The 22,815-nt window shown below is 60.6% G+C and carries 25 protein-coding genes; 4 read left to right on the forward strand and 21 right to left on the reverse strand.

The window, feature by feature from the left end:
* Nucleotides 1–20 precede the first annotated feature (20 nt).
* The 12 genes from JCM12296_RS20395 to JCM12296_RS20435 form a co-directional block, all read right to left on the reverse strand.
* On the reverse strand, nt 21–329 hold the full coding sequence (locus JCM12296_RS20395; RefSeq protein ID WP_054697317.1) for a hypothetical protein: 309 nt from the start codon (nt 327–329) through the stop codon (nt 21–23).
* Nucleotides 322–831, reverse strand: a complete 510-nt coding sequence (locus JCM12296_RS42185; protein ID WP_218188182.1) for a polysaccharide deacetylase family protein — start codon at nt 829–831, stop codon at nt 322–324. The genes JCM12296_RS20395 and JCM12296_RS42185 overlap by 8 nt, the downstream gene beginning before the upstream one ends.
* Entirely contained in the window at nt 738–1,217 is a 480-nt protein-coding gene (locus JCM12296_RS42190) for a polysaccharide deacetylase family protein (protein WP_218188183.1), read from the reverse strand. The genes JCM12296_RS42185 and JCM12296_RS42190 overlap by 94 nt, the downstream gene beginning before the upstream one ends.
* Before the next feature lie 69 nt (nt 1,218–1,286).
* Complete coding sequence (arnA, locus tag JCM12296_RS20405) at nt 1,287–3,260, reverse strand: bifunctional UDP-4-amino-4-deoxy-L-arabinose formyltransferase/UDP-glucuronic acid oxidase ArnA (protein ID WP_172684008.1); 1,974 nt, start codon at nt 3,258–3,260, stop codon at nt 1,287–1,289.
* On the reverse strand, nt 3,257–3,772 hold the full coding sequence (locus JCM12296_RS45095; RefSeq protein WP_246804625.1) for a hypothetical protein: 516 nt from the start codon (nt 3,770–3,772) through the stop codon (nt 3,257–3,259). The genes arnA and JCM12296_RS45095 overlap by 4 nt, the downstream gene beginning before the upstream one ends.
* Entirely contained in the window at nt 3,769–4,221 is a 453-nt protein-coding gene (locus tag JCM12296_RS45100; protein ID WP_246804627.1) for a glycosyltransferase, read from the reverse strand. Before JCM12296_RS45100 ends, JCM12296_RS45095 begins: the two co-directional genes overlap by 4 nt.
* Nucleotides 4,221–4,454 (reverse strand): DegT/DnrJ/EryC1/StrS family aminotransferase, encoded by a 234-nt coding sequence (locus JCM12296_RS42195; RefSeq protein ID WP_422698959.1) that lies wholly within the window; start codon nt 4,452–4,454, stop codon nt 4,221–4,223. The genes JCM12296_RS45100 and JCM12296_RS42195 overlap by 1 nt, the downstream gene beginning before the upstream one ends.
* On the reverse strand, nt 4,360–5,373 hold the full coding sequence (locus tag JCM12296_RS20415) for an aminotransferase class I/II-fold pyridoxal phosphate-dependent enzyme (protein WP_218188185.1): 1,014 nt from the start codon (nt 5,371–5,373) through the stop codon (nt 4,360–4,362). The genes JCM12296_RS42195 and JCM12296_RS20415 overlap by 95 nt, the downstream gene beginning before the upstream one ends.
* Nucleotides 5,374–5,385: 12 nt before the next feature.
* Nucleotides 5,386–6,789, reverse strand: coding sequence for a sensor histidine kinase (locus tag JCM12296_RS20420; protein WP_054697320.1), 1,404 nt, complete (start codon nt 6,787–6,789; stop codon nt 5,386–5,388).
* Nucleotides 6,786–7,466 carry a response regulator transcription factor gene (locus JCM12296_RS20425; RefSeq protein WP_172684009.1) on the reverse strand — a complete coding sequence of 227 codons (681 nt, stop codon included), beginning with the start codon at nt 7,464–7,466 and terminating at the stop codon, nt 6,786–6,788. Before JCM12296_RS20425 ends, JCM12296_RS20420 begins: the two co-directional genes overlap by 4 nt.
* Before the next feature lie 90 nt (nt 7,467–7,556).
* Nucleotides 7,557–7,847 (reverse strand): hypothetical protein, encoded by a 291-nt coding sequence (locus JCM12296_RS20430; RefSeq protein WP_054697325.1) that lies wholly within the window; start codon nt 7,845–7,847, stop codon nt 7,557–7,559.
* Nucleotides 7,844–9,250 carry a phospholipid carrier-dependent glycosyltransferase gene (locus tag JCM12296_RS20435; protein ID WP_054697326.1) on the reverse strand — a complete coding sequence of 469 codons (1,407 nt, stop codon included), beginning with the start codon at nt 9,248–9,250 and terminating at the stop codon, nt 7,844–7,846. The genes JCM12296_RS20430 and JCM12296_RS20435 overlap by 4 nt, the downstream gene beginning before the upstream one ends.
* A 169-nt stretch (nt 9,251–9,419) precedes the next feature.
* Between JCM12296_RS20435 and JCM12296_RS20440 the strand changes: the two genes are divergently transcribed.
* Nucleotides 9,420–10,421: a metallophosphoesterase family protein gene (locus tag JCM12296_RS20440; RefSeq protein ID WP_054697328.1), complete on the forward strand. Its 1,002-nt coding sequence runs from the start codon at nt 9,420–9,422 to the stop codon at nt 10,419–10,421.
* A 23-nt stretch (nt 10,422–10,444) separates the two neighbouring features.
* On the opposite strand, the gene JCM12296_RS20445 is transcribed toward JCM12296_RS20440, so the two are convergent.
* The 9 genes from JCM12296_RS20445 to JCM12296_RS20480 all read right to left on the reverse strand — a co-directional run bounded on the left by JCM12296_RS20445 (nt 10,445) and on the right by JCM12296_RS20480 (nt 19,258).
* The gene (locus JCM12296_RS20445; protein WP_054697332.1) at nt 10,445–10,777 is read right to left on the reverse strand and encodes a hypothetical protein; all 333 of its coding nucleotides are present in this window, start codon (nt 10,775–10,777) and stop codon (nt 10,445–10,447) included.
* A 126-nt stretch (nt 10,778–10,903) separates the two neighbouring features.
* A complete protein-coding gene (locus tag JCM12296_RS20450) occupies nt 10,904–12,697 on the reverse strand; it encodes a CPBP family intramembrane glutamic endopeptidase (protein ID WP_054697335.1) in 1,794 nt (597 codons plus the stop codon).
* Nucleotides 12,698–12,810: 113 nt separating this feature from the next.
* Nucleotides 12,811–14,700, reverse strand: coding sequence for an FHA domain-containing protein (locus JCM12296_RS20455; RefSeq protein ID WP_054697338.1), 1,890 nt, complete (start codon nt 14,698–14,700; stop codon nt 12,811–12,813).
* Nucleotides 14,701–14,951: 251 nt separating this feature from the next.
* On the reverse strand, nt 14,952–15,668 hold the full coding sequence (locus JCM12296_RS20460) for a DUF1287 domain-containing protein (protein WP_054697341.1): 717 nt from the start codon (nt 15,666–15,668) through the stop codon (nt 14,952–14,954).
* Nucleotides 15,665–15,880, reverse strand: coding sequence for an inner membrane CreD family protein (locus tag JCM12296_RS47855; protein WP_083456349.1), 216 nt, complete (start codon nt 15,878–15,880; stop codon nt 15,665–15,667). The genes JCM12296_RS20460 and JCM12296_RS47855 overlap by 4 nt, the downstream gene beginning before the upstream one ends.
* 38 nt (nt 15,881–15,918) lie before the next feature.
* Complete coding sequence (gene creD / locus JCM12296_RS20470; RefSeq protein WP_054697347.1) at nt 15,919–17,034, reverse strand: cell envelope integrity protein CreD; 1,116 nt, start codon at nt 17,032–17,034, stop codon at nt 15,919–15,921.
* Between the two features lie 108 nt (nt 17,035–17,142).
* Nucleotides 17,143–18,576 (reverse strand): two-component system sensor histidine kinase CreC, encoded by a 1,434-nt coding sequence (creC, locus tag JCM12296_RS20475; RefSeq protein WP_054697349.1) that lies wholly within the window; start codon nt 18,574–18,576, stop codon nt 17,143–17,145.
* The gene (locus JCM12296_RS45105) at nt 18,561–18,728 is read right to left on the reverse strand and encodes a winged helix-turn-helix domain-containing protein (RefSeq protein ID WP_246804628.1); all 168 of its coding nucleotides are present in this window, start codon (nt 18,726–18,728) and stop codon (nt 18,561–18,563) included. Before JCM12296_RS45105 ends, creC begins: the two co-directional genes overlap by 16 nt.
* Nucleotides 18,698–19,258 (reverse strand): response regulator, encoded by a 561-nt coding sequence (locus JCM12296_RS20480; protein ID WP_246804629.1) that lies wholly within the window; start codon nt 19,256–19,258, stop codon nt 18,698–18,700. Before JCM12296_RS20480 ends, JCM12296_RS45105 begins: the two co-directional genes overlap by 31 nt.
* 395 nt (nt 19,259–19,653) lie before the next feature.
* Here JCM12296_RS20480 and JCM12296_RS20485 point away from each other — a divergent pair, with 395 nt between their 5' ends.
* From JCM12296_RS20485 to JCM12296_RS20495, 3 genes are all read left to right on the forward strand, one after another.
* Nucleotides 19,654–20,661, forward strand: coding sequence for a S1 family peptidase (locus tag JCM12296_RS20485; RefSeq protein WP_054697352.1), 1,008 nt, complete (start codon nt 19,654–19,656; stop codon nt 20,659–20,661).
* 95 nt (nt 20,662–20,756) lie between these two features.
* A complete protein-coding gene (locus JCM12296_RS20490; protein ID WP_054697355.1) occupies nt 20,757–21,191 on the forward strand; it encodes a peroxiredoxin family protein in 435 nt (144 codons plus the stop codon).
* On the forward strand, nt 21,191–22,705 hold the full coding sequence (locus JCM12296_RS20495; RefSeq protein ID WP_054697358.1) for a tetratricopeptide repeat protein: 1,515 nt from the start codon (nt 21,191–21,193) through the stop codon (nt 22,703–22,705). Before JCM12296_RS20490 ends, JCM12296_RS20495 begins: the two co-directional genes overlap by 1 nt.
* The last annotated feature ends 110 nt before the right edge of the window (nt 22,706–22,815 follow it).

The following is a 22,815-nucleotide window of genomic DNA, read 5'->3' on the forward strand; positions in this document are numbered from 1 at the left end:
CTGCCCGCTGCGCCGCAGGATCAGGGCCACCACGAAGGCGGAAAGCCCTGCGGCCAGCGCCGGGGGGAAACGCACGGCAAAGGCGTTTGGCCAAAAGCCAGCATGGACAGCCCGGTGAGCCAGTATCCCAGAACCGGTTTTTCAAAGTAGGGTAAACCGTTGAGCCGCGGCACGATCCAGTCGCCGGTGGCGATCATCTCGCGGGGAATTTCGGCGTAGCGCACCTCGTCGGGAACGATCATGGGCCGAAAACCGATGGGGCAAAGATAGACCAGCACAAAGCCCAACAGCAACAGCCAGGTCATTCGTGAATGCAGCGAATTACCCATGGATTTCCTCCCCTTGGCAGGCCAGCCAGCCCTCACGGCCGGGAATGGATCCGCGGATCATCTCGCCCGGTTCAATGGCGGCCTCTGACAACAGGTCTCTCAGGGGGACCGGTCGGATCCCCCGGTTCAACGCCGCATGGAGAAAATCGGCAAACATGGCGCTGCGAACGCCGCCTTCCACCTCGGCGTGGATCGTCAGCACATTGAGCCGGTCGGGTCGGATCAGGCCGAGCAGATGGTCGTTGTAATTTGCATCGTTGATCCCGTTCCGGCCGATCACCTCGTCATAGGTGGGCAGGGTCACGGGAATCTGCGGCTGGGAGAGCGGCCGACCCGCCACCAGCGGATAGAAAATACGCCGGCCGCGGCAGTCGCTGTTGTAGACAAAGGGAAAGGCCTGTTTGGCGGTCAGGGCCGCGGAGGTACAGCGCCAGCCCGGCACCGCTGAACAAACCGGCGGCAGGCCGGTGATTTCCGTGAGCCGGTCGAAACCACGCCGCAAGATCCGGTCGATGGCCGCCGGCGCATGTGGTCCACATGGGCCTGCCAGGCGTGATGATCCCAGGCATGCAGACCGATCTCATGCCCCTCCAGAACCGCTTCGCGGATCATCACCGCAGCTTTGACGCCGATCTGCGGGCCGGGCCAGAAGGTGCCACGCAGTAATATATCCCACCCGTAGAGGCTGGCGGCCCGTGAACGCAGCATCTTGACGAGAAAGACCGGCCGCAACAGGCGCCAGACATGCCGCCCCATGTTGTCCGGCCCCACGGAGAAGAAAAAGGATGCCCGGATGCCGTGCCGCCGCAGGAGCCGGCAGAGCGTCGGCACGCCCTGCCGGGTACCGGTCAGGGTATCCACATCCACGCGCAGGCCGAGGTCGATCACGCGATATTCTCCACAAAGGGTCGCCGGTGGGCTGTCGACGCTGCCGATCCGGGCGACGGCGACGAGGCATCATCGACGCCGGTGGCATCCCGCAGAAAAAAATCCAGTTTCGGCCACCGATTGCTCCAGGGGAATCTGCGGGGTCCAGCCCAATGTCCGGCGGGCGTTTTCGATACTCGGCTTGCGGTGCTGGACATCCTCGTAGCCCGACCCGTAGTAGGCATGGCTCTCCACCCTGCGGACGCCGGCCAGCGGCGGGAAGCGGTTTCGCAAGGGGTGCTTTTCGAACTGATCGATGAGCATGCCGGCAAGATCTTCGATGGAGGCTTCGTTGTCCGGGTTGCCGATGTTGAAGATCCGTCCGTTACAGGCGTTGCCCGGATTTTCGATGATCCGGAAGAGGCACTCCACGCCGTCCTTGACATCGGTGAAGCAGCGCATCTGCCGGCCGCCGTCCACCAGCTTGATCGGCGTGCCCTCGGCCAGGTTGAGAATCAGCTGGGTGATGGCCCGCGAGCTGCCGATCCGCGCCGACTCCAGGCTGTCCAGGCGGGGGCCGATCCAGTTGAAGGGGCGGAAAAGCGTAAAGGGCAACGATCGGGTGGCGCCGTAGGCCCAGATCACCCGGTCGAGCAGTTGCTTGCTGCACGAGTAGATCCAGCGCTGCTTGTTGATCGGCCCCAGCACCAGACGCGACCGGTCTTCGTCAAAACGCTCGTCCGTGCACATACCGTACACCTCCGAGGTGGAGGGAAAAATGATCCGCTTGCCGTATTTGGCGCAATAGCGCACCACGCGCAGGTTCTCCTCGAAATCCAACTCGAAAACGCGCAAGGGATTGCGCACGTATTCGATGGGCGTGGCGATGGCCACCAGGGGCAGGACGATATCGCATTTGCGCACATGGTACTCGATCCACTCCCGGTGAATGGCGATATCGCCCTCGAAAAAGTGAAAGTCCGGATGGCCCATGAGCCGTTCCAACGCATCCGTGTAAAGGTCCATGCCGTGGACTTCGTAGGCCCCGCTGTCCAGCAGGCGTTCGCTGAGGTGGTTACCGATGAAGCCGTTGACCCCCAGAATCAGCACGCTTTGCTTGCGGGCTTTGCGGATCCGGATCTCCGGCCGCCCGCCGAAGCGCATGCCCTCCGCCAGCCCCAACTCTTCGGCCAGTTGGGCGCCGCTCAGGGTGATGCTGCCATTGCCCTGCCCGGTCACCACTTCGACGGCCCCCTGACCGCAGCGGATCACCAGGGGCGCAACCGAGAGAACTTCCCCCGGGCTGCCGGATGCGGCCTCTGTCTCACGAACGGACCAGAAGAAGCATTGGCGGTTGCCGATGTGGCTGAAGGCGCCGGGATAAGGTCGGGTGACGGCACGCACGAGATTTCTCACCGCCGATGCCGGCTGACGCCAATCCATCTCGCCGTCCGCCGGCCGCCGGCCACCGAAATAGGAGGCCAGGGATCGGTCCTGGGGCGTCCGCGGGGCGCTGCCGTCGATGATCCGCGGCAATACCTTGTCCAGGAGTTCACCGGCAGCGGTCGCCACCTTGTGGTGCAGGCTCAGGGCGGTGTCCGCGTCGTCGATGGGAATACGCCGCTGGCCCACGATATCCCCATCATCGGGCCGGGGGGTCATGTGGTGCAGGGTCACGCCGGTCTCGGTCTCCCCGTTCAGCAGCACCCAGTTGATCGGGCAGCGGCCGCGATACCGGGGCAACAGCGATCCGTGCAGGTTGAGGCAGCCGGCGGGCGGTATGTCCAGGATTTCCGCCTTCACCATATCACGGAAATAGAACGAGAAAATAATGTCCGGCGCCAGTTTGCGAATCCGTTCCACCCACAGGGGATGGTTGATGTCGTCCGGGGCAAATACCGGAATTCCCAAACCGGACGCCAACTCGGCCACCGAATCGAACCAGACCGCTTCGGTCGGGTCGTCGCGATGCGTAAACACGGCCGCGATGTCGAATCCGTTTTCCAGCAAGGCGCGGATGCCCGCGCAGCCGATGTTGTGATAGGCCAGTACAACCGCTTTCATCGCATTTTCTCCTCACATTGATTGCCACAAATGACCCGCTGGATAAAGTAGCGCGGCCTTGCCCGGACGTCATTGTAAACACGGCCGAGATATTCTCCCAAAAGTCCCATACCGATGAACTGCGCACCGACAAAGATAAACAGAATCGCAAAAAGCGTAAAAACCCCCTCGGCGGCCCACGCCGTACCGAAGATCAAACGCATGAACAAAAGGAAAAAACCGAAACCGATCCCCAGGGCCGATACGATGAGCCCCATGATGCTGAGCAGCCGCAGGGGATAGGTGGTCATGGAGGTAACCAGGTCGAACATCAGCGAGATCAGGCGTGAAAAACTGTATTTGGAGTCACCCTGCTTGCGGGCGTCGTGGCCGACCTCGATCTCGGTGGTGCGCCGGGCGAAGCTGTTGCCCAGCACAGGAATGAAGGTACTGCGCTCGTGGCACATCAGCATGGCCCGCACGATAGTGGCGCGATAGGCCCGCAGCATGCATCCGTAATCATGCATCATCACGCCGGTGCCTTCTGCACGGCCCGATTGATCAGGGCCGAGGCCAAACGGCGGAACAGGCTGTCCTGGCGGTTGGCGCGCACCGTGCCCACCACATCGAAGCCCTCATCCATGGTGGTCGCCAGGCGTGGAATCTCCTCGGGCGGGTTCTGCAAGTCCGCATCCAGGGTAACCACGATCTCGCCGGATACCTGCTCGAAGCCGGCCATGATGGCGGCGTGCTGGCCGTAGTTGCGGTTGAGAAAAACGGCCTTGATCGCTTCCGGATGCGCCGCTGCCGCGGCTTCGAGCATTTCGGCCGAACGGTCGCGGCTGCCATCATCCACCAGGATCATCTCAAAGGGCCGACCGGCACTCCGGCAGGCGGCCAGGCACCGGCGAATCAGTTCATCAAGATTGGCTTCCTCGTTGAAAACGGGAATCACCACCGACAGTTTGCAGGGTTCGCTCATCAGGCAAGGACCTCTTCTATGGCGTTGATCACATCGTCCACATCTTCGCGGGTCATCTCCGGGAACAGCGGCAGGGAGCAAATGCGCTGGGAATTCCACTCCGTATTCGGCAAGGCGCCCACGGTTTCAGGGAAGGTCTCACGGTAGTACTTCTGCAGGTGGGCGGCCCGGAAATGCAGGCCGGTTCCGATATTGCGCGCCTTGAGTTCGGCCATGAAACGATCCCGATCCAAACCCGGCCGGTCCGTGACCAGACGGATGATGTAAAGGTGCCAGGCATGTTTCATGGGGGTAGTCGGGAATGCCCAGCGGCCGGATTTCGGGAAAGGCTTCCAGCCGCTGGCCATAGTATTCGGCCAGCATCGTCCGCCGGGCATTCATCTCCGTGAGGCGCGCCAGCTGCCCCAGGCCCAGCACGGCCAGGATATCGGGCAGGTTGTATTTGTAGCCCGGTTCGAGCACCTCCGCCTGGGGGGCGCGGCCCTGGGTCTGACGGTCGAAGGCGTCCACGCCCAGGCCGTGGAATTTCAGCCGCCGCAGACGCACGGCCAGGTCCGGGTCGTCGGTGCAGACCATGCCGCCCTCGCCAGTGGTGATGTTCTTGATGGGATGGAATGAGAAGATCGCCGTTCCCCGACGACCCACCGGTTCGCCATCATAGGCCGTGCCGACGGCATGGGCCGCATCCTCGACCAGGGGAATATCGCCGTGCCCGGCGGCCAGCTCGCGGATGGGCCGCATGTCCGCCGGGGCACCGGCAAAATGGACCGGAATGATCAGGCGCGTGCGCGGCGTGATCTTCTCGGCAATGGTGTCGGGGGTGACCATGAGGGTTTCCCGATCCACATCGGCGAACACCGGCCGGGCACCGGCCAACACGATCAGGTTGACTGTGGAGACCCAGGTCATGGCGGGCGTGATCACCTCATCGCCGGGTCCGATGCCCAGCGCCTTTAGGGTAATGTGCATGCCGGCGGTGGCCGAGGAAACGCAGACCGCCGATTGACAGCCGGCGAAGTCGCAGAAGCGGGCTTCCAGCTCGGCGTTCTTCGGGCCGGTGGTAATCCAGCCGGACCGCAGCACGTCGGCCACGTCGGCGATCTCTGCTTCGCTGATGGCGGGCCGGGAAAAGGGCAAAAAAGTATCGCGCATCTGTTGGCAACCTCAATTCGTAGAAAAGGGTTCAATGGTTTTTATGGGCAATGTGATCCGCACACGGGTCCACGCGCCGGGCTCGCTTTCCAGACGGATCCTGCCGCCATGCAGACGAATAATCTGCTGGACGATGCTCAAGCCCAGCCCGGTTCCGCCATATCGCTGACTGCGGGATTTTTCAACCCTGTAGAACGGCTCGCAAACCCGCTCCAGCTCGGTGGTGGGAATGCCGTCGCCGGTATTGAAAACGATCAGCCGGACGTCCGCTGGGGTTCTTTGGACGGTGATATGAATTTCTCCGTCTTCCCGGCCATATTTAATGGCATTGTCCACCAAGTTGACCATGACCTGCCGCAACTTTTCCCCATCGCCGGCAAACGGCACGGATTGCGGGATGTCGCTCCGCAACGTGATACGCTTATCCTGGATCGCCAGATCAAAATCCTTCAACACCGATTCAATAAGGTCGCCCAAGTCAAAGGCGTCCTCTTTCAGGGTCGTGTTCAACTCCAGCGCCGAAAGGGTCAGCAGGGTCTTGATCAAGCGGTCCATCTGCAGCAGAATGCGGTTCTGGTCGGTCAACTGCCGTTTGAGTGCCACCGGCACGTCATCGCTGTCAATGGCATGATCCATGAAGAGCCGCAATATGGCAATCGGGCTTTTCAGCTCGTGGGACGCACTGGCCAAAAACTGTTTCTGCTGGTTGAACGAGAATTGCAGACGATCGAACATCTGGTTCAGGGAAATACTGAGTTCATAGAGCTCGTCCCGGCTGTTTCCCAAAGGGATTCGTTTGCTCAGGGTTTTCTCATTGATTTCCCGTGCCAGATGGTTGATCCGACCGATCGGCTTCAGGATCTGCCGGGCCACGAAGTGGCTCAAGCCGAAAAGCAGAAGAATCGACGCCGCCAGCCCCAGGGCAACGATCCAGACAAGTTCACGGATCTCCGCATCCAGCTTGACCATGGGTTTGGCAATCTGGATCCGATACCGGACGTCACCGTCTTGAACGTCAAGCAGCCTTACCCGGAAGGGGATTTTGGCATCCGGGTCTTCTCCATCCCCATGGTCAAGGGAAAACGCATGTGCCTCGGCTTCTGGGATCCACTGGCGCAGGGTCTGTTTGTCATCGCCGGGAATGATTTGCAAATCAATCGATTGGGCAAACGGCGAGGCAAAAACCAACTTGCCCTGCGGGTCGTAAACCCGAACCCATTCGTTCCTTTCGGTCCGCAGGGCATCCGGCTCCTCGTTCAGCTGCCGGATCAGCATGCGCGCCTTCTGTTCCAGCTCCGCATCGAGGATGTCGTATGGCTGTTCTCGCATTTCGAAAAAAATCGCGATGGAAAACAGCAGACTGGTCAATCCGCCGGCACCGATGATCCACAGCATGATCCGGCTGCGGATGGTCATGCGGATTCACTCCTGACGATATACCCCACGCCCCGGATGGTCTGAATCAACCGGCCGCCGTCATCCCCCAGCTTGCGGCGTAGATTCTTGATATGCACATCGATGCTGTTGGACATGGTGAAGGGATCGAATGCGTCGCCCCAGACATGCTCGGCCAGACTGAAGCGGGAGATGGCGCGATCCATATTATAGAGCAGAAACTCGAGAATGGAGAACTCCTTGGGCGTCAGGTCGATGTGCTGCCTATCGTTACGGACCTCCCGGGTGACCGTGTCGAGGCTGATGGGGCCGGCCATCAGAAGTGGTTGGCGGTGATCGCTGAAACGTCTGAAAAGCGCCCGCACCCGGGCCAGGAGCTCGCCCATGGAAAAAGGCTTGGCCAGGTAGTCATCGGCACCCAAATCAAGCCCCCGGATGCGGTCCTCCACGTCGCCCTTGGCCGTCAGCATCAGGACCGGCGTCTTGATATCGGCGGCGCGCATCTCCTTCAGGACGGCAAGCCCATCCTGTTTGGGCAGCATGATGTCCAGGAGCACCAGATCAAAGGGATTGTCGAACAACTTGTCCAGGGCCGCCTCGCCATCTTCCGCGGTCTCCAGATCATAGCGTTCCCGGCCAAGGGCCTGGCATACCTGGGCAAGCAGATCGGGTGAATCATCAACAATAAGAATTTTCATGATTGTGTTCCGGCGATTCGTCGTCTTGCTGGCCACCGCATCCCTTCCGTCGGGGGCAGGTTCGGAAATCACAGGCGGATGAACGGTGGATTAAAAGGATAATAACACAAAGTTGCCATAAATATCCATTCCATTGGGTTCGGGCAACACACCCCGGTAGCGTTTCATATGATCACGGCGCAGGACAACGATCACCGGGTGCAAGGCTTTTCGCTGGGCGGCGATCAATCGGGCCAGGGCGTTTGCGTCCGACAGCCGCCGTTGTGCCGGTGCGCGCCGAAGGCCATAGGCAAGCTCGTCCGGTGTGATGAACAACCGGACATCCTGTCGCTGGAAGGCGGCACAGACGGCCCGCACCAGATACCCGTCGGCAACGATCACGCATCGTCAGGGATCTGTTGCCGATGCCGCGCCAGCAGAAGCCCGGGCGCTTTTCTGGCGTATATCGATTCGGGAAAAATGAAGGCGGCCAGGGAAAAAAAGAGCACTCCCGCCAGGGCGAATCCGACGAGCTTTCGCGAAGATCCCGATGCATGGCGGCTCCACAGGCTTCCGCCCCCCCAGACCACCAGGCCGGCACAGGCCAAGGCCCATTTCCAAGCCTCCTGTGGGCCATAGGGCCGGGCACCCAGCATACCGGTCAGTTGATCTACCGCCAGGCCCACGGCCACCAGAATGAGCACACCGCCCCAAATGCCGGTCCCCCGGCGGAACGCGCGCCATCCGCCTTGGCCCTGGTAGCGCCATAGCCCCATGGCCATCAATGCGGCCGCCGGGGGAAAGCACGGTAGGATGTAAGTCACCAGCTTCCCCGATGAAGCCGAGAAAAAGAGAAAGGTACCGATGAGCCAACAGGTCAGGAAACGGATCCGTGAATCCCCCCAGCGGTTACGCAACCCCAGGACCGCCGCCGGCGCGACCACCGACCAGGGCAGCATGCCGGCGACAAAAACGGGGACGAAAAACCAGAAGGCTTCGGGATGCTGGCCCCTGCCGGGGTGAAGGAAACGCTGAATATGCTCCACCCAGATGAAATAGGGCCAGAAATCACCTTCGCGCCGATAAATCGCCACTCCCCAGGGCAGGATCACGGCCAGCGCGGACAAAACCGGCAGCCAGCTGGTGCGCAGCAAGGTGGCCAGGCGGCCTTCCCAGAAAGCAAAGGCAGCAAGAATCAGCCCCGGAACGACGAAGGCGATGAATCCCTTGGTGAGAAAAGCAGCGCCGATCAAGGCGCCGGCCAAAAGCAACCATCCACGGCGGTGTCCGCCTCGCCGGGTCTGGTACCCTTGAAAAAAGGCGAACATGGCCAGCGTGAGAAACATGCTGAAGAGGCTGTCCAGGACACCGAAGGTGCCGATGGCGAATGTCTCGGCGCTGGTCAGAAAGATCAAAGGCGCCAACCAGGCCGGCGGCTCTTCATCCCCCGTCCGCCGAAAGCCGAAAAACAATGCCAGGGCCACGACACCCATGGCCATGGCACCGGGAAGGCGCACGGCAAAGGCGTTTTGACCCACCACGAGCATGGCCAAGGCGTTGGCCCAATAGCCCATCACGGGTTTCTCAAAATAGACCAGGCCGTCCAGGCGGGGCACCACCCAGTCGCCGGTGGCGATCATTTCCCGCGGAATCTCGAAGTAGCGGGTTTCATCCGGCAGCAGCAGTGGCCGGTGGCTCAATGGCAGGATGTAGACCAAGAGGTACAACACGCCCAAAAGGGCCAGGACGCGATTTGCGTTGCGGCCGCCGTCCGGTAGCCGTCCAGTATATTGGGCAACATTCATGGAAATGCGTATACCAGGGCAACATGAAGGATCCGTGAAGACGCGCCTTAACGCTTCGGCCGGTCAATTCACGGCGTTCATGGTTTCTTCATCGGGAAGGGATTAAGCTTGATGGACGGGTAAAAATTCAACTTCCATGGGAATCAAACATTCGGAAAGGCGTAATGAAATGAATCGATGGTCGGAATTGAAACAAATGCTGTGGCGCTATCGCTTCAGCTTGGGCATCATGGCCGCGTGCGGCGCTGTGTATCTCGTTTTCCTGGCATGGGATACCTATGCTCCGGTGGGCGTCTCCAATGGGAACCATGACGCCATCGCCGCCATCCAAACGCAAGATCCTTCCGATTTCACCTTTGCCGTATTCGGCGACAACAAGGATGGCTATGCTCTCTTTGACGCGCTGTTGAAAGACATTGATCACAAAAAGGAGTCATCTTTTGCCGTCGCTGTGGGCGACTTTGTCAACGGTGGCAGCAAAAGCAATTATCGTCATTTCATCGGCGAACTGGATGATGATTTGGCCATTCCCCTGGTTACCGTCATCGGCAACCACGATCTTCAACAAGATGAGTCCGATGCAAATTACCGGGCCATCTTCGGCACTCCCAACGATCACTTTGCCATCGGCAGAAATGAATTCATCATCCTGAATGCCCCCACACAAAGCGGCGTGGGTCAAAAGGATCGCGAATGGCTGGCGGCCGTCCTGGAAAATGCGCAATTCATGGATAACCGTTTCGTTTTCATGCATGTTCCCCCGTTTGATCCGCGGGGCGGGCGCTTTCACAAAAACCTCCAGGACGGTGCGGACCTGATGAATCTGTTCCAGCGCTACCATGTCACCCATCTTTTTGCCGGGCATATCCATGGTTACTTCTCGGGCATCCGGCAAGGCGTGCCCTACACGATTACGGGTGGCGGTGGGGGTGAGCTGCAGGCCAGGGCCGACCGGAAGCACTTTTTTCACCACTACGTGACCGCACATATCCATCAGGGGAAAGTGGATATTCACATCAGACCCGTCAGCGCGAGCCTGGGATTGCGGGTTGCTGACGCGATGGGTGACCATTGGGTGGAATGGGGACTGCTGCTTGCCGCAGCCGGCACATTTTCGTTTAGCTTGGCATCCTTATGGGCGCAACGAAAAACAATAGGCGTCCATCCATAGGGGGCGGGATACGAATCCGTCCTTCAGTCGATGAATTCCCGCAGAATACTGTGCCGGGCCTTGATCTCGACGATCAGCCGGTCGTAACGCCGCATGCGCACGATCGACCGGCCGACGAGGTAGGTGCCAAGGACCACCAAGGCCGTGTTGATGATCAGTAGGGGAACCAGAAAGTGCAACACGTGCAGCACATCGTAGTATTTGGATGTGGCGATCAAAAGGCTGGTCACCGACAGCGGCAGGGCCAGCACGGCGATGCCGGTACGCATCACGGCCAGCGAGGTGCGCTTCTCGGCCAGGATCAACTGGGCTTCGTTAATGGCAATGGCGCCGGATGCGGCTTTTTCGTCACTCAACGTTCAAGTCTCCCTTGGCTTGCGGGTTGGCCCGCCGGTCCGGGGTATCCGGGGTCAGCGTGTTCAACACCGCCGCAACGACTGGGTTCTGGCGCATGCCGTCTGTCGCGTTGGATCGTCTGGCGGTCACACCACCCCGTAAACCAAAAGCATGGTCGCCACGGCAAGGGCGTGAAACAACCAGGCGATCAATATGCTGTGGGAACGCTCCCGGATCATGCCGGCACCGATACCGAAGAATCCGGCCACGGCGATGTGTTTGAGCAAGCGGTAACTGGTCAGGGTTGCCATGGGGGTGGGCGAAAGCAGAACGCCTTGAATGCCGATGGCCAGGGCGTATAACAAAGCGGCACCAATCGTCGGACCCGAGAAGAACCAACGGCTTTCGGAATCCTGGATACTGGCCAGTTGGGCCATCATGCCGTGGATGAGCCCCCGGAAGAGCAACTCCAGGGAAAGTGGAATCAGAATCAGGGCAAATGCCCAGCTCAGATAACGGTCGGCGGCAAACAGGGCCTTGTCCGGCGCGAGCATTCCACCGGTCAACCCGCAAACGACGGCCAGGGGCAGCAGTCGCCACCAGTCTTTGCCGGCCGGCAGCATGAGCCCGAACTGCCAGGGTCGCCGGAAGGCCAGGATGAACAACGTCAAAGCCGTGACCACCAAAAGGGCCGCGTAAAAACCGAATGCATGGCTGCGGATGGGTGCACTGAGCTGCGTCAGACCGAACCAGCGCATCGGCAGCCAGTTCTGCGCCGTGGCGATGGCGGCCAGCAGGATCAGCAGGCAATAGCCGGCGCTGACCAGAAATCGTTTGATATGACGAATGTCACTGCGTTTCTCGATCACGTCACGACAGGCCGAAGCGATCTCGGCCGGGGTCAGTTTGGTCCCCTGATCACGCGGAGAACCGCCGATATCACCGGACCCTCCCCAGCGGCTGATGCCCATTCGGCCCTTGACCGCCGGATCCATGTAGTTCAGCCGCTGGTAGACGTCTTCCAGGTTGACCGGCATGAACAGGTCCATCTGTCGCAACGTGTAGGTTTTCTCATCCTTGCGCAGGGCCACCCACCCCAGGCGGTTGCCGTAAAGTTTGGTCAGGTGGGGCTCCAACTCGTAGATGCCCAAATCCGAAGCGACCACCACGGCGATGCGGTTGTTGGTCAGCTCGACGCGGGCCAATTCCTCAACGCCCTTGAAATCATCCAGTTCGCCGACCTTGATGAGAAATTGATCCAGCTTGCGCAGCACACTCATGGTGTACCCGATAAAATCGGTCTTGGTCCACTCTCCGGCCTTCTTCAGATCCAATTCATCGGCGCGCAGACGATCGATGACCCGCATCAGCTTTTGCATGAGTTCCGCGGGCAGGGCGGTAAGTTCACGCAGCTCCAGGCCGAGGGAATCGATGACGCCTTCCAAGCGGACCAAAGCGAAAAGCGCCCGTCGGTTGATCGCCTCCCGATTGTTGACCCGCTGATGGTTGAGGATGATCCAGATCGCCAGGACCGTATCCAGATCGGGTTCGTTGGCGAAGATCTTCCACTCCCGATCCCGCAGGTCCAGCCCCTTGACGCACATGATCAGGGCCTGCTCACAGGTGGAGAGGGTGAATGCCCGCACGCAGCCTTCATGGTGATCCAGGTTGTAGACCTTGCGTTCGTGGTCGAGAAAGGGTTCGGCCTGGGCCACTCCGTCCAGATAGATGGTCCCCGGAGCCGCTTTGCGCACGGCCGATGTCGCGACAGTCATGCCGGCCTTGACGATCACCTGCAGGTTGGGCGCCTCCAGGCAGGTCAGCACCCTGTCCGGCCCCACCTCCTTGACCGCGTAACGATCCGGAAAATTGCTGCCGGTGGTATCGGCTTTGAGGTTTGCCTCTCCCAGAACGAAAGGTGATTGATCCGTTTCTCCCATGTTCGCAGTCTCATCCTGAGATTAGATCCAAATGATCCGCATGAAAAATCTTGCTCTTCATCAATAACAATCAGTGAAAGGGGGGTCAACAGGTTAATCCCGGCCGGCAATCATCACAGGACCCGGCCATGGTTGTCAAATTCCAGCCCCAGATCCTTCTTTTCATCATCTGAGAGAAACTTGACCGACATGATTTCCACCGGATCCGGTTCGTCATGGGTGGGCACCACCGTCAAGCTGACCCAGGGCTGGTCCTGGCGCATGCCGGAGGTAATCATGCAAAACAGGTCGCAGGCGGTCACATCGTAACCATCGGACTTGATCCACCGGGAGATGAACCGGGTAAAGCCGCCATAGCGTTTGCCGAACCATCCGGCAGCCTCGGCAGCCGGTACCGGCAAGGCGCAGATCACATAAAACGCGCTGCCCTTGATCATGGAAGAGCACCCTTGGTCCGGGTCCGTGCGTACCTGTTGCATGTTTTCCCATGCCTGGACGGCGATGGCCGATACCATGGCTTCGGAAAAATAGGTTTCCACGAATTGATTGTATTTCCCGCCGAGCCGGCGGATTTGTTCCAGGTGCTGCACCAGACAGTCCTGAAAACGCTTCTCCGGCTCGGCCACCGCGGAATGGATACTCGGCGGCTCACCCATCGCGGCGCCCAAAGCCGTGATGTCCAGCATCACGGTGTCCCCACTGATCAACTGATCCAAGCGGATGAACTTGAACACCCGGTCGGCGAACTGGATAAGGTCTCCACTTTTCAGCTTGGCGGGCGTGTGGGCGGTCACCCGCTGGCCATTCAGGCGGGTGCCGTTGGTGCTGCGCTGGTCTTCCAGGAAGAAAGTGCGGTCACGATACACGATGGTGGCATGCAGGTTGGAAACCGTGGGCGCGGCCAGTACCAGATCGTTGCGACTGTCGCGCCCGATGGTCAAACGGGCCTGGTCATAACGGTGAACGGCGGTGTCACTGTCATCCAGGGGCTGGAGTTCCCAATTCGGCGGAAATGGCGCTTCCATGAGGGGAACAGATATCGGGCTGGCTTTGGGCGGCGCCACCGCAGGCGGTCGGTTGAATACCTTGAACACCAAAAAAGCCACGAGCACGATGAGAAGGGCAATGATCAGCAGCATGGGCAGGGAAATGGTTCCGAACCCATCCGGGGTTTCGGGCGGGGCCGGTGCCGGCGGTGTTTCCGTCGGGGAAGGCGGCGGTGCGGTCTGGGTGACAGCGGGAGGGACCGGTGGCACCACCGGCGCGGGCGATGGCGCCACTATCGCCACCGGTGCCGTCTCTTCCACGGAAGGCAGCAGGTGGGCCTGGATTTGATCCAGAACACCGGCGATATCCTCGGCGCGCGTGGCCCGGAAATAAACGCCGTCGGTGCGCGAGGCCAGGGTCTGGATCAGCGGAAAGTCGGCCTTTTCGGTAAAGGCGATGCCCAGGATGTGAATCCCCGATGCCGTGCAGTCATCGACCAGGTCGGTTTTCAGCCAACGGGTTAGCTCCGCGTCCTTTTTCGGGCTCCCCGTGTCCACGATGCCGTCGGTCAAAAAGATGATGCTCTGCCGGGCATCGGGCCGACCGGCGGTTTTGAGTTCGTACACGGCCCGCTCCAGACCGGCGGCGCTGTCGGTGAATCTCCCCCGGTAGTCGATTTGGTTCAGGCTTTCGGTCAATGCCTGGCGCGTCTTTGGGTCGGACAGGGACGACAGGGGCTCCAGCAAACGGGCCTGCTGGTCGAAGCGCACCATGGCCACCCGGGCGCTGGCAGGCAACTGCGCCAAGAAGGTCGAAACCGTCTTGGGCATGAGAAATGCCGGGTCGTTCTTGCGCATGCTGCCGGAATTGTCGATCACGAGGACAACATCCGCCAGACCCTCGGTTTCCGCATGGGCACACGGGCCCGGAATTGGCAGTCCCCACCAAAGGATTGCAAAAACTGCCACCAGCAGCGGAATACACATCCCCTGCCCTGCCTGCTTGATACGGTCCATAATGGCCTTTCCTGGCCCCTTAGAAAATAGGAACCGGTTTCCACGCACGGGATTTTTCGGCATCGCTGATCACGGCCGGTATGGCGGGGTAGACCGTGCCGCCCTACGGATATCCATCGACAATGGCATCCGATAGAGGGACACGCGCCTGGGATGGCCGGTACATATCTTTTCTCAGATAGCCAATGGCGGGCGGAAAGTCAATTCAGAGATTGGGCGCATCAAAGCCCCATGGACGGGCATCCATGGTGTCAGGCCGCCTGTGGCAGGCGAAAATGGCCGATAATGGTCCAGCGATGGACGCGAATACCCAGCCTGACGATGCCGGTGAGAACATCCTGTTCCGTGGTATGGCCGGGGAAGACCAGGGGGACCCGCGGTGCGTTGTGGATGACCAAGGGACGCCCGGAAAAAGAGACCTTGCGATCGGAGATGACGCCGATGTGAAGATGGCTTGTCGAACGGGTGCGCCAGACAACGATGTCTCCCGCTTGCCATCCGCCATACGGCCGGTGAGCATCCACGGACAGTTGGCGAAAGTGACGCCTGAAATAGCGTAAGAGGATCCATACCCGGCGATGATCGATGAAGCGATCGGGCGGATGCCGATCATAGGCGCCGGGATGATCGCGGATATCCCGGTAAACCGCCGCCTGCAGATCCACCCCGGCATGGCGCAGGGCGCGCACCACCAGATCGGCGCAGATCCCCTGGTCCGGGCGGACATCCCCGTTGGGATAGACCGCATGGGGCTGCCGCCGGCCGTCACGGTATACCGGCGGGAAGTACACATCCAGCATCCGGCGGTTGTAACGGGTCCGTTTTTGCAGCTCCAACCGGGCCCCGGCGAGAACCGGATGACAGGCAGCGGCCGACCGGCCATCCGGCATGCTCCACTCACCCATCCGGCCGGCAACCAGCGCCGCCGTAACCATGAGGAGCAACACCCATCCAAGCCGACGGATCATGACGCCACGCCTTCCGAAGTCGAAGCTGCATCAAGGACGCTATCGGTGGCGCGCATGGCATACCAGTCCACCCGCCGGGTCAGGAACATGACCAGGGCCAGGAGCACGAAGAGGCCGAGGCTGCCCATCAAGAGGGCATAATCGGTCAACTGCAAGAGGATGTACAGATATCCGTAGAGGACCGTCAGGATGCCCCCGACCATGACTGCCATGCCCGTGCGCTGCAGAATCGTGCGGGCGTACGCGGTGATCAGCCGATGACGGCGACCGAGGCGATCAAATAGGCCAGGCCGAAGGTGGTTTGTTCGCTGATGGAGAGTAAAAGGGCATAAAAAATAATGATTGCCAGGCCGACCAATAAATACTGGATCGGATGGACCCGCTGGCGGTGCATCACCTCGGCCAGAAAAAAGGCCATGAAAGCGAAAACGATGAACATCAGGGCGTACTTGGCCGTCCGCATGGTTTTCTGGTAAATGTCGACCGGTGTGAAGAGGCTCACGCCAAAGGCCGATTCCGCCAGATTTTGCCCCCCGCCGGTCCAACTCTGGGGATAATTGCGGTTCAAATGCAAAACGTTCCACTGGGCGGTGAACCCGCTGGTGGTGACGTCACGTTCCACCGGCAGGAAGGCGCCGCTGAAGCTGGGATCGGGCCAGGCGGAGTGTAGGCTGACCTGGTTGGTGCGTCCGACGGGAATGAAATCCAGCCGCTCGCTGCCGTTGAGATTGAGCACAAACCGGAAGCCGTTTTGCGATGGCGTGGCGCTCAGATCCACCGCGGCGCTGACACCGGATTTAAGCACATCCCGCGTGGCCATGCCCGGCTCCATGGACAAGGAACGTCCGCCAAAAGTGCCTTCGATACGCTCGCGAATGCCGCGCATGTCGCTGATACCGATGGCCAGGAAGGCATCTTCCCATAAAAGTTCCCCATCCGGGATACGGTTGTCGTTGGCCAGGGACTGCGGAAAGCGTCCCTCGATGACCAGGCGGCTCTGGTAGAGCACGGCTTGATAGATCCCCCGGTAACGGACATGCGGGGTGACCTCGCCGGTGACGGTCAGGGCATCGGGCAGAAGGTGCAGGTAACGGGTGACGCGAATCTGCTTGCCTTTCTCATCGAGAATCACCTTATGGTAAGGTACCGAGAGAATCGGCCCGCTGAGGGTCTGGGCGGCACCCCATTTGGCGTTGATTTCGTTAACGACCTTCTCCTGTCGCCAATCACGCTCACGAATCAGGGACCGGACCATGGAGACGGGGATGAGCAGAATCAGAATCAGCACGCAGATGGTGAGAAGTTTGAATGTCACCGACCGGCCGATCCGGAAGGTGGCGCTGCGCAGGGTTTCATTCAGGTTCATGGCGTTTCCTTTCATGAGGGGTTATCATGGGCAAAGCCTATCGCGGGGGCGTGAAAGGGGAATGAAGACTGTGTGAAAAAGGAATGAAAAGAGAAAGCGGAAAGACGATCAGCCGGCCAGGGGAAGGGTCAAAAGGGCACGTGCGCCGGTGGGGCGGCGGTTTTCCAGGCGGATATCGCCGCCGTGCAAAACGGCGATCTCCCTGACGAGATTGAGGCCCAGGCCGGTGCTTTTCTCGCCGCTGCCGGGCCGGCCCAGGGAATAGAATTTCTCAAACACCCGGTCGCCGGCAAAGGCCGGGATGCCGGGCCCCTCGTCTTCGATGCTCACGGTCAGATCGTTCCGGCCTTGGATAAGGCTCACGCGCAGGGTTCCCTCGACCGGGCTGAAATCGATGGCGTTCTGGAAGAGATTGAAGATCGCCTGGCGCAGGAGAAACGGATCGGCGAAAATCGGTGCACTGGCATCGAGATCGAGTTTCACGTGGATCCGCGTGTTGGCCAGCATGGGCCGGATTTCATCGATCACCTGCCGTACCGTTTCGGCCGGATTCACCCGGGACGTCTGTTTGAGGGCCTGCATGCCCTCGATGGCCGACAGGGCCAGCAGCCGCTCCACCAGGCGGCGGATACGCTCGGCCTCCTTGCGGATATTGTCCAGAAAGCGCAGCCGCTGGGCCGGCGGCATCTCCTCCTCGAGCAGTTCGGCCGCGCCGGCAATGGCCGCCACCGGGCTTTTGATTTCATGGGTGAGTGCCTGGACGTAGCGCTCCACGTAAGCCCGCCCTTCCAGTGCCCGGCGCATCTTCTCAAAAGCGCGCCCCATCTCGCCGATTTCACCGCTGCCCAGGCGGGGAAGGGTCGCCTTGTGCCCCAGGCGCACGGCATTGGCGTAATCGGTGAGGCGCTTGATGGGTCGGAAAACGAAAAACATGAAAACGGTGCTGATGGCCACCACACAGATGCCCGCGGCAACGGCCTTGCGCATGACCTGCCGGCGGGCAATCTCCAGGAACCGGTTGATGTTGGCCGTGGGCTTGCCAACGGTCAGCACGCCGGCGATCTGGCCCCCAACCATCACCGGCGCGGCCACATACAGGGTGGAGAGGTATCGCTGGTCCGCATCCTCATGGCTGGTGCGGGCCCCGTACTGGCCCCGCAGGGTCAGGTAGACATCGCGCCAGGCGGAGTAGTCGGCGCCTTTAAGGCCGGGATTGCGTGAATCGAACACCACGATGCCGTGGGCATCGGTCACATAGACGCAAAGATCCGTGGTGGTCTTCTCCAACTGGTAAATCCGGGCCGAAAAGGCCTTGTCGTAAACCTCGTCGAAAACCGCCTGCAACTTTTCGGCGGACCGGCGTCCGTCGGCGATTTCGGCAGCCACAAACCCGGCCAGGAGCCGGGATTGGTCCACCAGTACCTCCTCCACGCCCTCCAGATAGCGGGTGCGGATATTGCCCAGGAAACCGTAGGTGAGAAAGTAAAAACCGACGCCGAAAATCAGCAGATAACCCAGCAGGATCTTTATACCGAGCCGCATTGTTCCGCTTTCAATGCATAGCCGACCCCGCGGAAGGTCTCGATGGGATCGAGATCCGGTCGCACGGCTTTGAGCTTCTTGCGCAGATTCTTGATATGCGCGTCGACGGTACGATCCGTGCTCATCTCCGGCTGGTCCCATACCCGGGCCATGAGGCTCTCGCGGGAAAATACCCGACCCGGCCGCTGATCATCAAGGCCAGCATCTCGTATTCGATGCGCGACAGGACGAGGGGCTGGCCATAGAAGGCGATCTGCCGTCGGGACGCATCCACCCGGAAGCCCGCCTGGCCGGGCGGCACCGAGGTATCGATCGACGGCTGGCTGCGACGCAGCACGGCCCGTACGCGGGCGGCCAGCTCCCGTGGAGAAAAGGGTTTGACCATGTAATCATCGGCACCGATCTCGAGCCCGACGACGCGGTCGATTTCATCGGACCGGGCGGTGAGAAAAATCACCGGGACGGGATACTGGCGCCGGATCGCCTTGCACAGCTCGAACCCATTGATGTCGGGCAGGCCCACGTCCAGAACAACCAGATCGATCGGCTCGCTGGCCAAAAGCGGCAGCACCGCCGCACCCAGGGCATGCCAACGGGTGGCAAAGCCTTCGGTCTCCAGGGCAAAGCGGATATTCTCCGCAATGGCCGGTTCATCCTCGACGATCAGTATGGTTCGGTTCATCAGGCCGCTTTCGGCAGGATCGGCTTCGGCGTGATCGGCGTGTCGGGCCCATGGATATCCGTTTCAGCCATCAGCGTTTCCAGGATCGTACGCGGGTTGCGCACACCATCGTGTCCGTCCAGAGACAGGCCATTTGACCACTTCTGGATGGCCCCTATTTATCAATTTTAAATGACCCTGAGAAGCACAATCTACATCCGGGCAAGGAATCAAATCACCCTCGTGCCCCTGGCCGGATCGGCTGCGGAATCAACCCGAAACTTTTATTTTCATTTGATTTCGTTTACCATTGCAGGTAGACAGAAAAAGGATAGAGCACCACGCGCGCAGTCTTTGCAAGCGCTGTTGGCACCAGTGGAACCCGCATTTTGACGCTCCGCAAAATGGATGGCCGAATGAAAGGTAACGCGCACCGCACCCCATGGGTGTGCCAGCGGATGATCCAATGCGTTTTCATCTTGTGTCTGGCAGTGTTTTTGACCGCGCTGACGCGCGTCCCGGCCCGCGGAGACGCCGCCGGGCCGGACCCGGGCATCCGATTTCCCGCACCGGCCAGTGAAATGGCCCAGGTCATCACCGATTGGTTGGAACGCCAGGGCCTCACGGTGCATCGGGATTCTCCGGCCATCGGTCATTTCCACCTGTCGGCCGACCGGCCGCGCGAGCACTGGTACGTGACCATCCATCCCCAATCCGCTCTGGCATCCACGGTGACAGTGGTATATGATGGACCTCGACCCAGCGTGGCGGCCTGCCAGGAGCTGCGGGAATACGTTGAAGGGTATCTGCGGAATCCGCTATCGGCCTTTTTGCCACCGCCATACCGCCAGCCGCAGCATATCCCCACGCCCGTATTGGAAAAATTCGAAGCGGTGGTCTGTATTCGGACCCGCTCCACGCAGGAAGCGGTTCAGTTTTCCGGCGTGGTGGTCGATCCGGACGGGCTGGTGCTTTGCACGGCCCATCACCTGAAAGACCACCAGCAGGTCATGGTAACGTTTCACGACGGCACCGAGCGGCCGGGAACCATCACCCGGCGGGATCCGCATCGCGACCTGGCCCTGGTCAGTTGCGCGGCCAGCAATCTGTTTTTCGTGCCGATCTCGAACGGCCGCGCTCTGCTCGGCATGGGGGAACGCGTCTTTTCCATCGGTTGCCCCAACAACCGGGGCGGCACGCTCTCGGTGGGTATCATCAACAGCCCGCCACGACGGATGGGTGACCTGCCCTTATGGCAGGTTGACATGCCGACCTATCCGGGCAGTAGCGGCAGCCCGGTATTCGACGTTCAGGGCCGCCTGGTGGCCATGGTCAAGGGACGCTACCGCGGAACCGCCACCATCGGATTCCTGACGCCCATGGAAACCATCCTTTTGTTTTTAAAGGACAACATCGGAAGCTAAACCGGGAAACGGCCGGCCGGAGCCTACGGGCCCTTCAAACGCACCGCCGTCGCCACCCTCCGGCGGCCGAGCCCCCCGACACAGGAGGAAAACGCATGCGCAAAAAAAAGATCGTCTGGTGGGCGGGCATACTGGCCGCGATCCTCTTCTGCTCCCCACCGCTGATGGCCGGTGCGCCGATCACCGCCGGCCAGACGGCTCCTGACTTCACCCTGAAGGATGCCCAGGGAACCCCCTTCGTCCTTTCGGCGTTGAAAAACCACCAGATGGCCGTGCTCTATTTTTTCAACGCGGGCTCGCGTCCCAGCCAGGAGGGATTGACCTACCTGAACAACCTGAAAAAGAAGTATTTCGACAGCAATCTGGTCGTCTGGGCGGTGACCATGAGTCCGGCCGATAAGGTGACGCGCTATGTCAAGCAAACCACACCGGCCTTCCCGGTGCTGCTCGATGGCGGAACGGTCAGCGACTTGTATGGCGCCCGAACGATTCTGCCTTCGTTTGCGTCATCGGCCCGGATCGGCAGGTAATGGATGTTTTCCAGGGCGGTGGTAAAAGCACGGAGGTCCTTTTGGTACGCCTGGCGGAACGGACCTTGAGCCGCAAGCAAACCGAGGTGGCCAAGGCCATCAGTGACACGGTCATTGCCAAGAACCCCAAAAACATTGCCGCCAAGGCGGTCAAGGGCTATGCGGAGATCAAATCCGGTAATCTGGCCAAAGCCGAAACCCTCTTCAAGGAGGTGGCCGCCGCTCCCGGTGACGGGGAAGTGATTGGCAAGGAGGGACTCAGTGCCGTTTACGTGCAGAAAGGCGAGGACGCCAAGGCCCTGGCCCTGGCCGATCAGGTGACCCAAAAGGCACCCCAGCGCAGTGCCGCCCATCTGGTCAAGGCCGATGTCCTCTACCGCCAGAACAACAAGGCCGCCGCCGAAGCGGAACTGAAATCGGCCACCGTTGCGACGGCCGAGTCGCCGCGTCAAAAAGCCGCGGCCTTGAACCTTTACGGGCGTTTCCTGGCCAGCGAGGGAAAAACCGACCAGGCCCGTAAGCTGTACGACCAGGCCGTGGCGGTGGACCCGTACTTCGTGGAAGCCACGGCCAACAAAGGGATGACCTACCAGCGTGAAGGCCAGTGGGATAAGGCCCTGGCAGCTTACCGGCAGGCATCCGACGCCAGCACCGACGCCGCGGACAGCATTGCCACGCTGCTGGCGCGCAAGGCCGAGGAGATGGTCGCCCTGCAAAAGGATGCCGATAAACGCCGGCAGATCGACAAACTGGTCAGGGAGCTGGCCGAACGCTATCGCAACCAAAAGCTGAACCCGGCCAAGGCGCGCGATGAATGGACCTCCCGGCCGCTGGTCTTCTCGTTTATCGACTTTGCCGAAAAGGGCGGGCTGGCCGAACGGGACGGCATCTCCACGATCCTCACCGATCAACTGGCCGACCAGCTGACTGCCTCCGGCCGGGTCAAGGTGGTGGATCGCGTGATTCTGAATCAGCTGCTTGCCGAACTCAACCTGGGATCCTCGGAACTGGCCGACCCCGAGACAGCCCTGCGCCTGGGACGGGTCATGGCCGCGCGCCTCATGGGCACGGGCAGCCTGTTCATCATGCCCGGCGATACACTGATCAATCTGCGGCTCGTGGATACGGAAACCTCGGCAATCGCCAAAACGCTGACCCGCGAGTTGGGGCCCGAATCGAATTGGAACCAATCCCTGCTCCAGCTGAACCGTGACCTGCTGACCGCCATCGTGGCCAGTTACCCCCTCAAGGGGTTTGTGGTCCAGATGGCCGGCGATCAGGCCATGATCAACCTGGGAAGCAATCAGGGCATGGTCGAGGGCACCGTGCTGGATGTGATCGAAGAGAGCGCGCCCATCGAGTACAAAGGCCGGGTTCTCAAGGGACGCCCCAAGATGGTGGGACGGCTTGAGGTGGTCAGCGTGGAACCGGATCTGTGCTATGCACGGGTCGTCAACAAGAAACGGAATCTGAAACGCGATGACAAAGTCAAGGAAAACCCAACGGCGATCTGATGAAAGACACCGGCTGGCGGCCATGGGGATTGCCGGCCGGCTGGCAATCCTGATTTTGATGGCCCTGGCGACCGGGTGCGCGGGAACGCCGCGAACGCCCCCGGCCGGAC

The sequence above is a fragment of the Desulfosarcina cetonica JCM 12296 genome (assembly GCF_001311845.1).
Lineage (GTDB): Bacteria > Desulfobacterota > Desulfobacteria > Desulfobacterales > Desulfosarcinaceae > Desulfosarcina > Desulfosarcina cetonica.

Excerpts from the sequence above, each read along its gene's own strand:
- JCM12296_RS20395 (WP_054697317.1), bottom strand. The coding sequence starts at position 329 with ATGGGTAATTCGCTGCATTCACGAATGACCTGGCTGTTGCTGTTGGGC.
- arnA (WP_172684008.1), bottom strand. The coding sequence starts at position 3,260 with ATGAAAGCGGTTGTACTGGCCTATCACAACATCGGCTGCGCGGGCATC.
- JCM12296_RS45100 (WP_246804627.1), bottom strand. The coding sequence starts at position 4,221 with ATGAGCGAACCCTGCAAACTGTCGGTGGTGATTCCCGTTTTCAACGAG.
- JCM12296_RS20415 (WP_218188185.1), bottom strand. The coding sequence starts at position 5,373 with ATGCGCGATACTTTTTTGCCCTTTTCCCGGCCCGCCATCAGCGAAGCA.
- JCM12296_RS20420 (WP_054697320.1), bottom strand. The coding sequence starts at position 6,789 with ATGACCATCCGCAGCCGGATCATGCTGTGGATCATCGGTGCCGGCGGA.
- JCM12296_RS20425 (WP_172684009.1), bottom strand. The coding sequence starts at position 7,466 with ATGAAAATTCTTATTGTTGATGATTCACCCGATCTGCTTGCCCAGGTA.
- JCM12296_RS20435 (WP_054697326.1), bottom strand. The coding sequence starts at position 9,250 with ATGAATGTTGCCCAATATACTGGACGGCTACCGGACGGCGGCCGCAAC.
- JCM12296_RS20440 (WP_054697328.1), top strand. The coding sequence starts at position 9,420 with ATGAATCGATGGTCGGAATTGAAACAAATGCTGTGGCGCTATCGCTTC.
- JCM12296_RS20450 (WP_054697335.1), bottom strand. The coding sequence starts at position 12,697 with ATGGGAGAAACGGATCAATCACCTTTCGTTCTGGGAGAGGCAAACCTC.
- JCM12296_RS20455 (WP_054697338.1), bottom strand. The coding sequence starts at position 14,700 with ATGGACCGTATCAAGCAGGCAGGGCAGGGGATGTGTATTCCGCTGCTG.
- JCM12296_RS20460 (WP_054697341.1), bottom strand. The coding sequence starts at position 15,668 with ATGATCCGTCGGCTTGGATGGGTGTTGCTCCTCATGGTTACGGCGGCG.
- JCM12296_RS47855 (WP_083456349.1), bottom strand. The coding sequence starts at position 15,880 with ATGGCAGTCATGGTCGGGGGCATCCTGACGGTCCTCTACGGATATCTG.
- creD (WP_054697347.1), bottom strand. The coding sequence starts at position 17,034 with ATGAACCTGAATGAAACCCTGCGCAGCGCCACCTTCCGGATCGGCCGG.
- creC (WP_054697349.1), bottom strand. The coding sequence starts at position 18,576 with ATGCGGCTCGGTATAAAGATCCTGCTGGGTTATCTGCTGATTTTCGGC.
- JCM12296_RS45105 (WP_246804628.1), bottom strand. The coding sequence starts at position 18,728 with ATGGCCCGGGTATGGGACCAGCCGGAGATGAGCACGGATCGTACCGTC.
- JCM12296_RS20480 (WP_246804629.1), bottom strand. The coding sequence starts at position 19,258 with ATGAACCGAACCATACTGATCGTCGAGGATGAACCGGCCATTGCGGAG.
- JCM12296_RS20485 (WP_054697352.1), top strand. The coding sequence starts at position 19,654 with ATGAAAGGTAACGCGCACCGCACCCCATGGGTGTGCCAGCGGATGATC.
- JCM12296_RS20490 (WP_054697355.1), top strand. The coding sequence starts at position 20,757 with ATGCGCAAAAAAAAGATCGTCTGGTGGGCGGGCATACTGGCCGCGATC.
- JCM12296_RS20495 (WP_054697358.1), top strand. The coding sequence starts at position 21,191 with ATGGATGTTTTCCAGGGCGGTGGTAAAAGCACGGAGGTCCTTTTGGTA.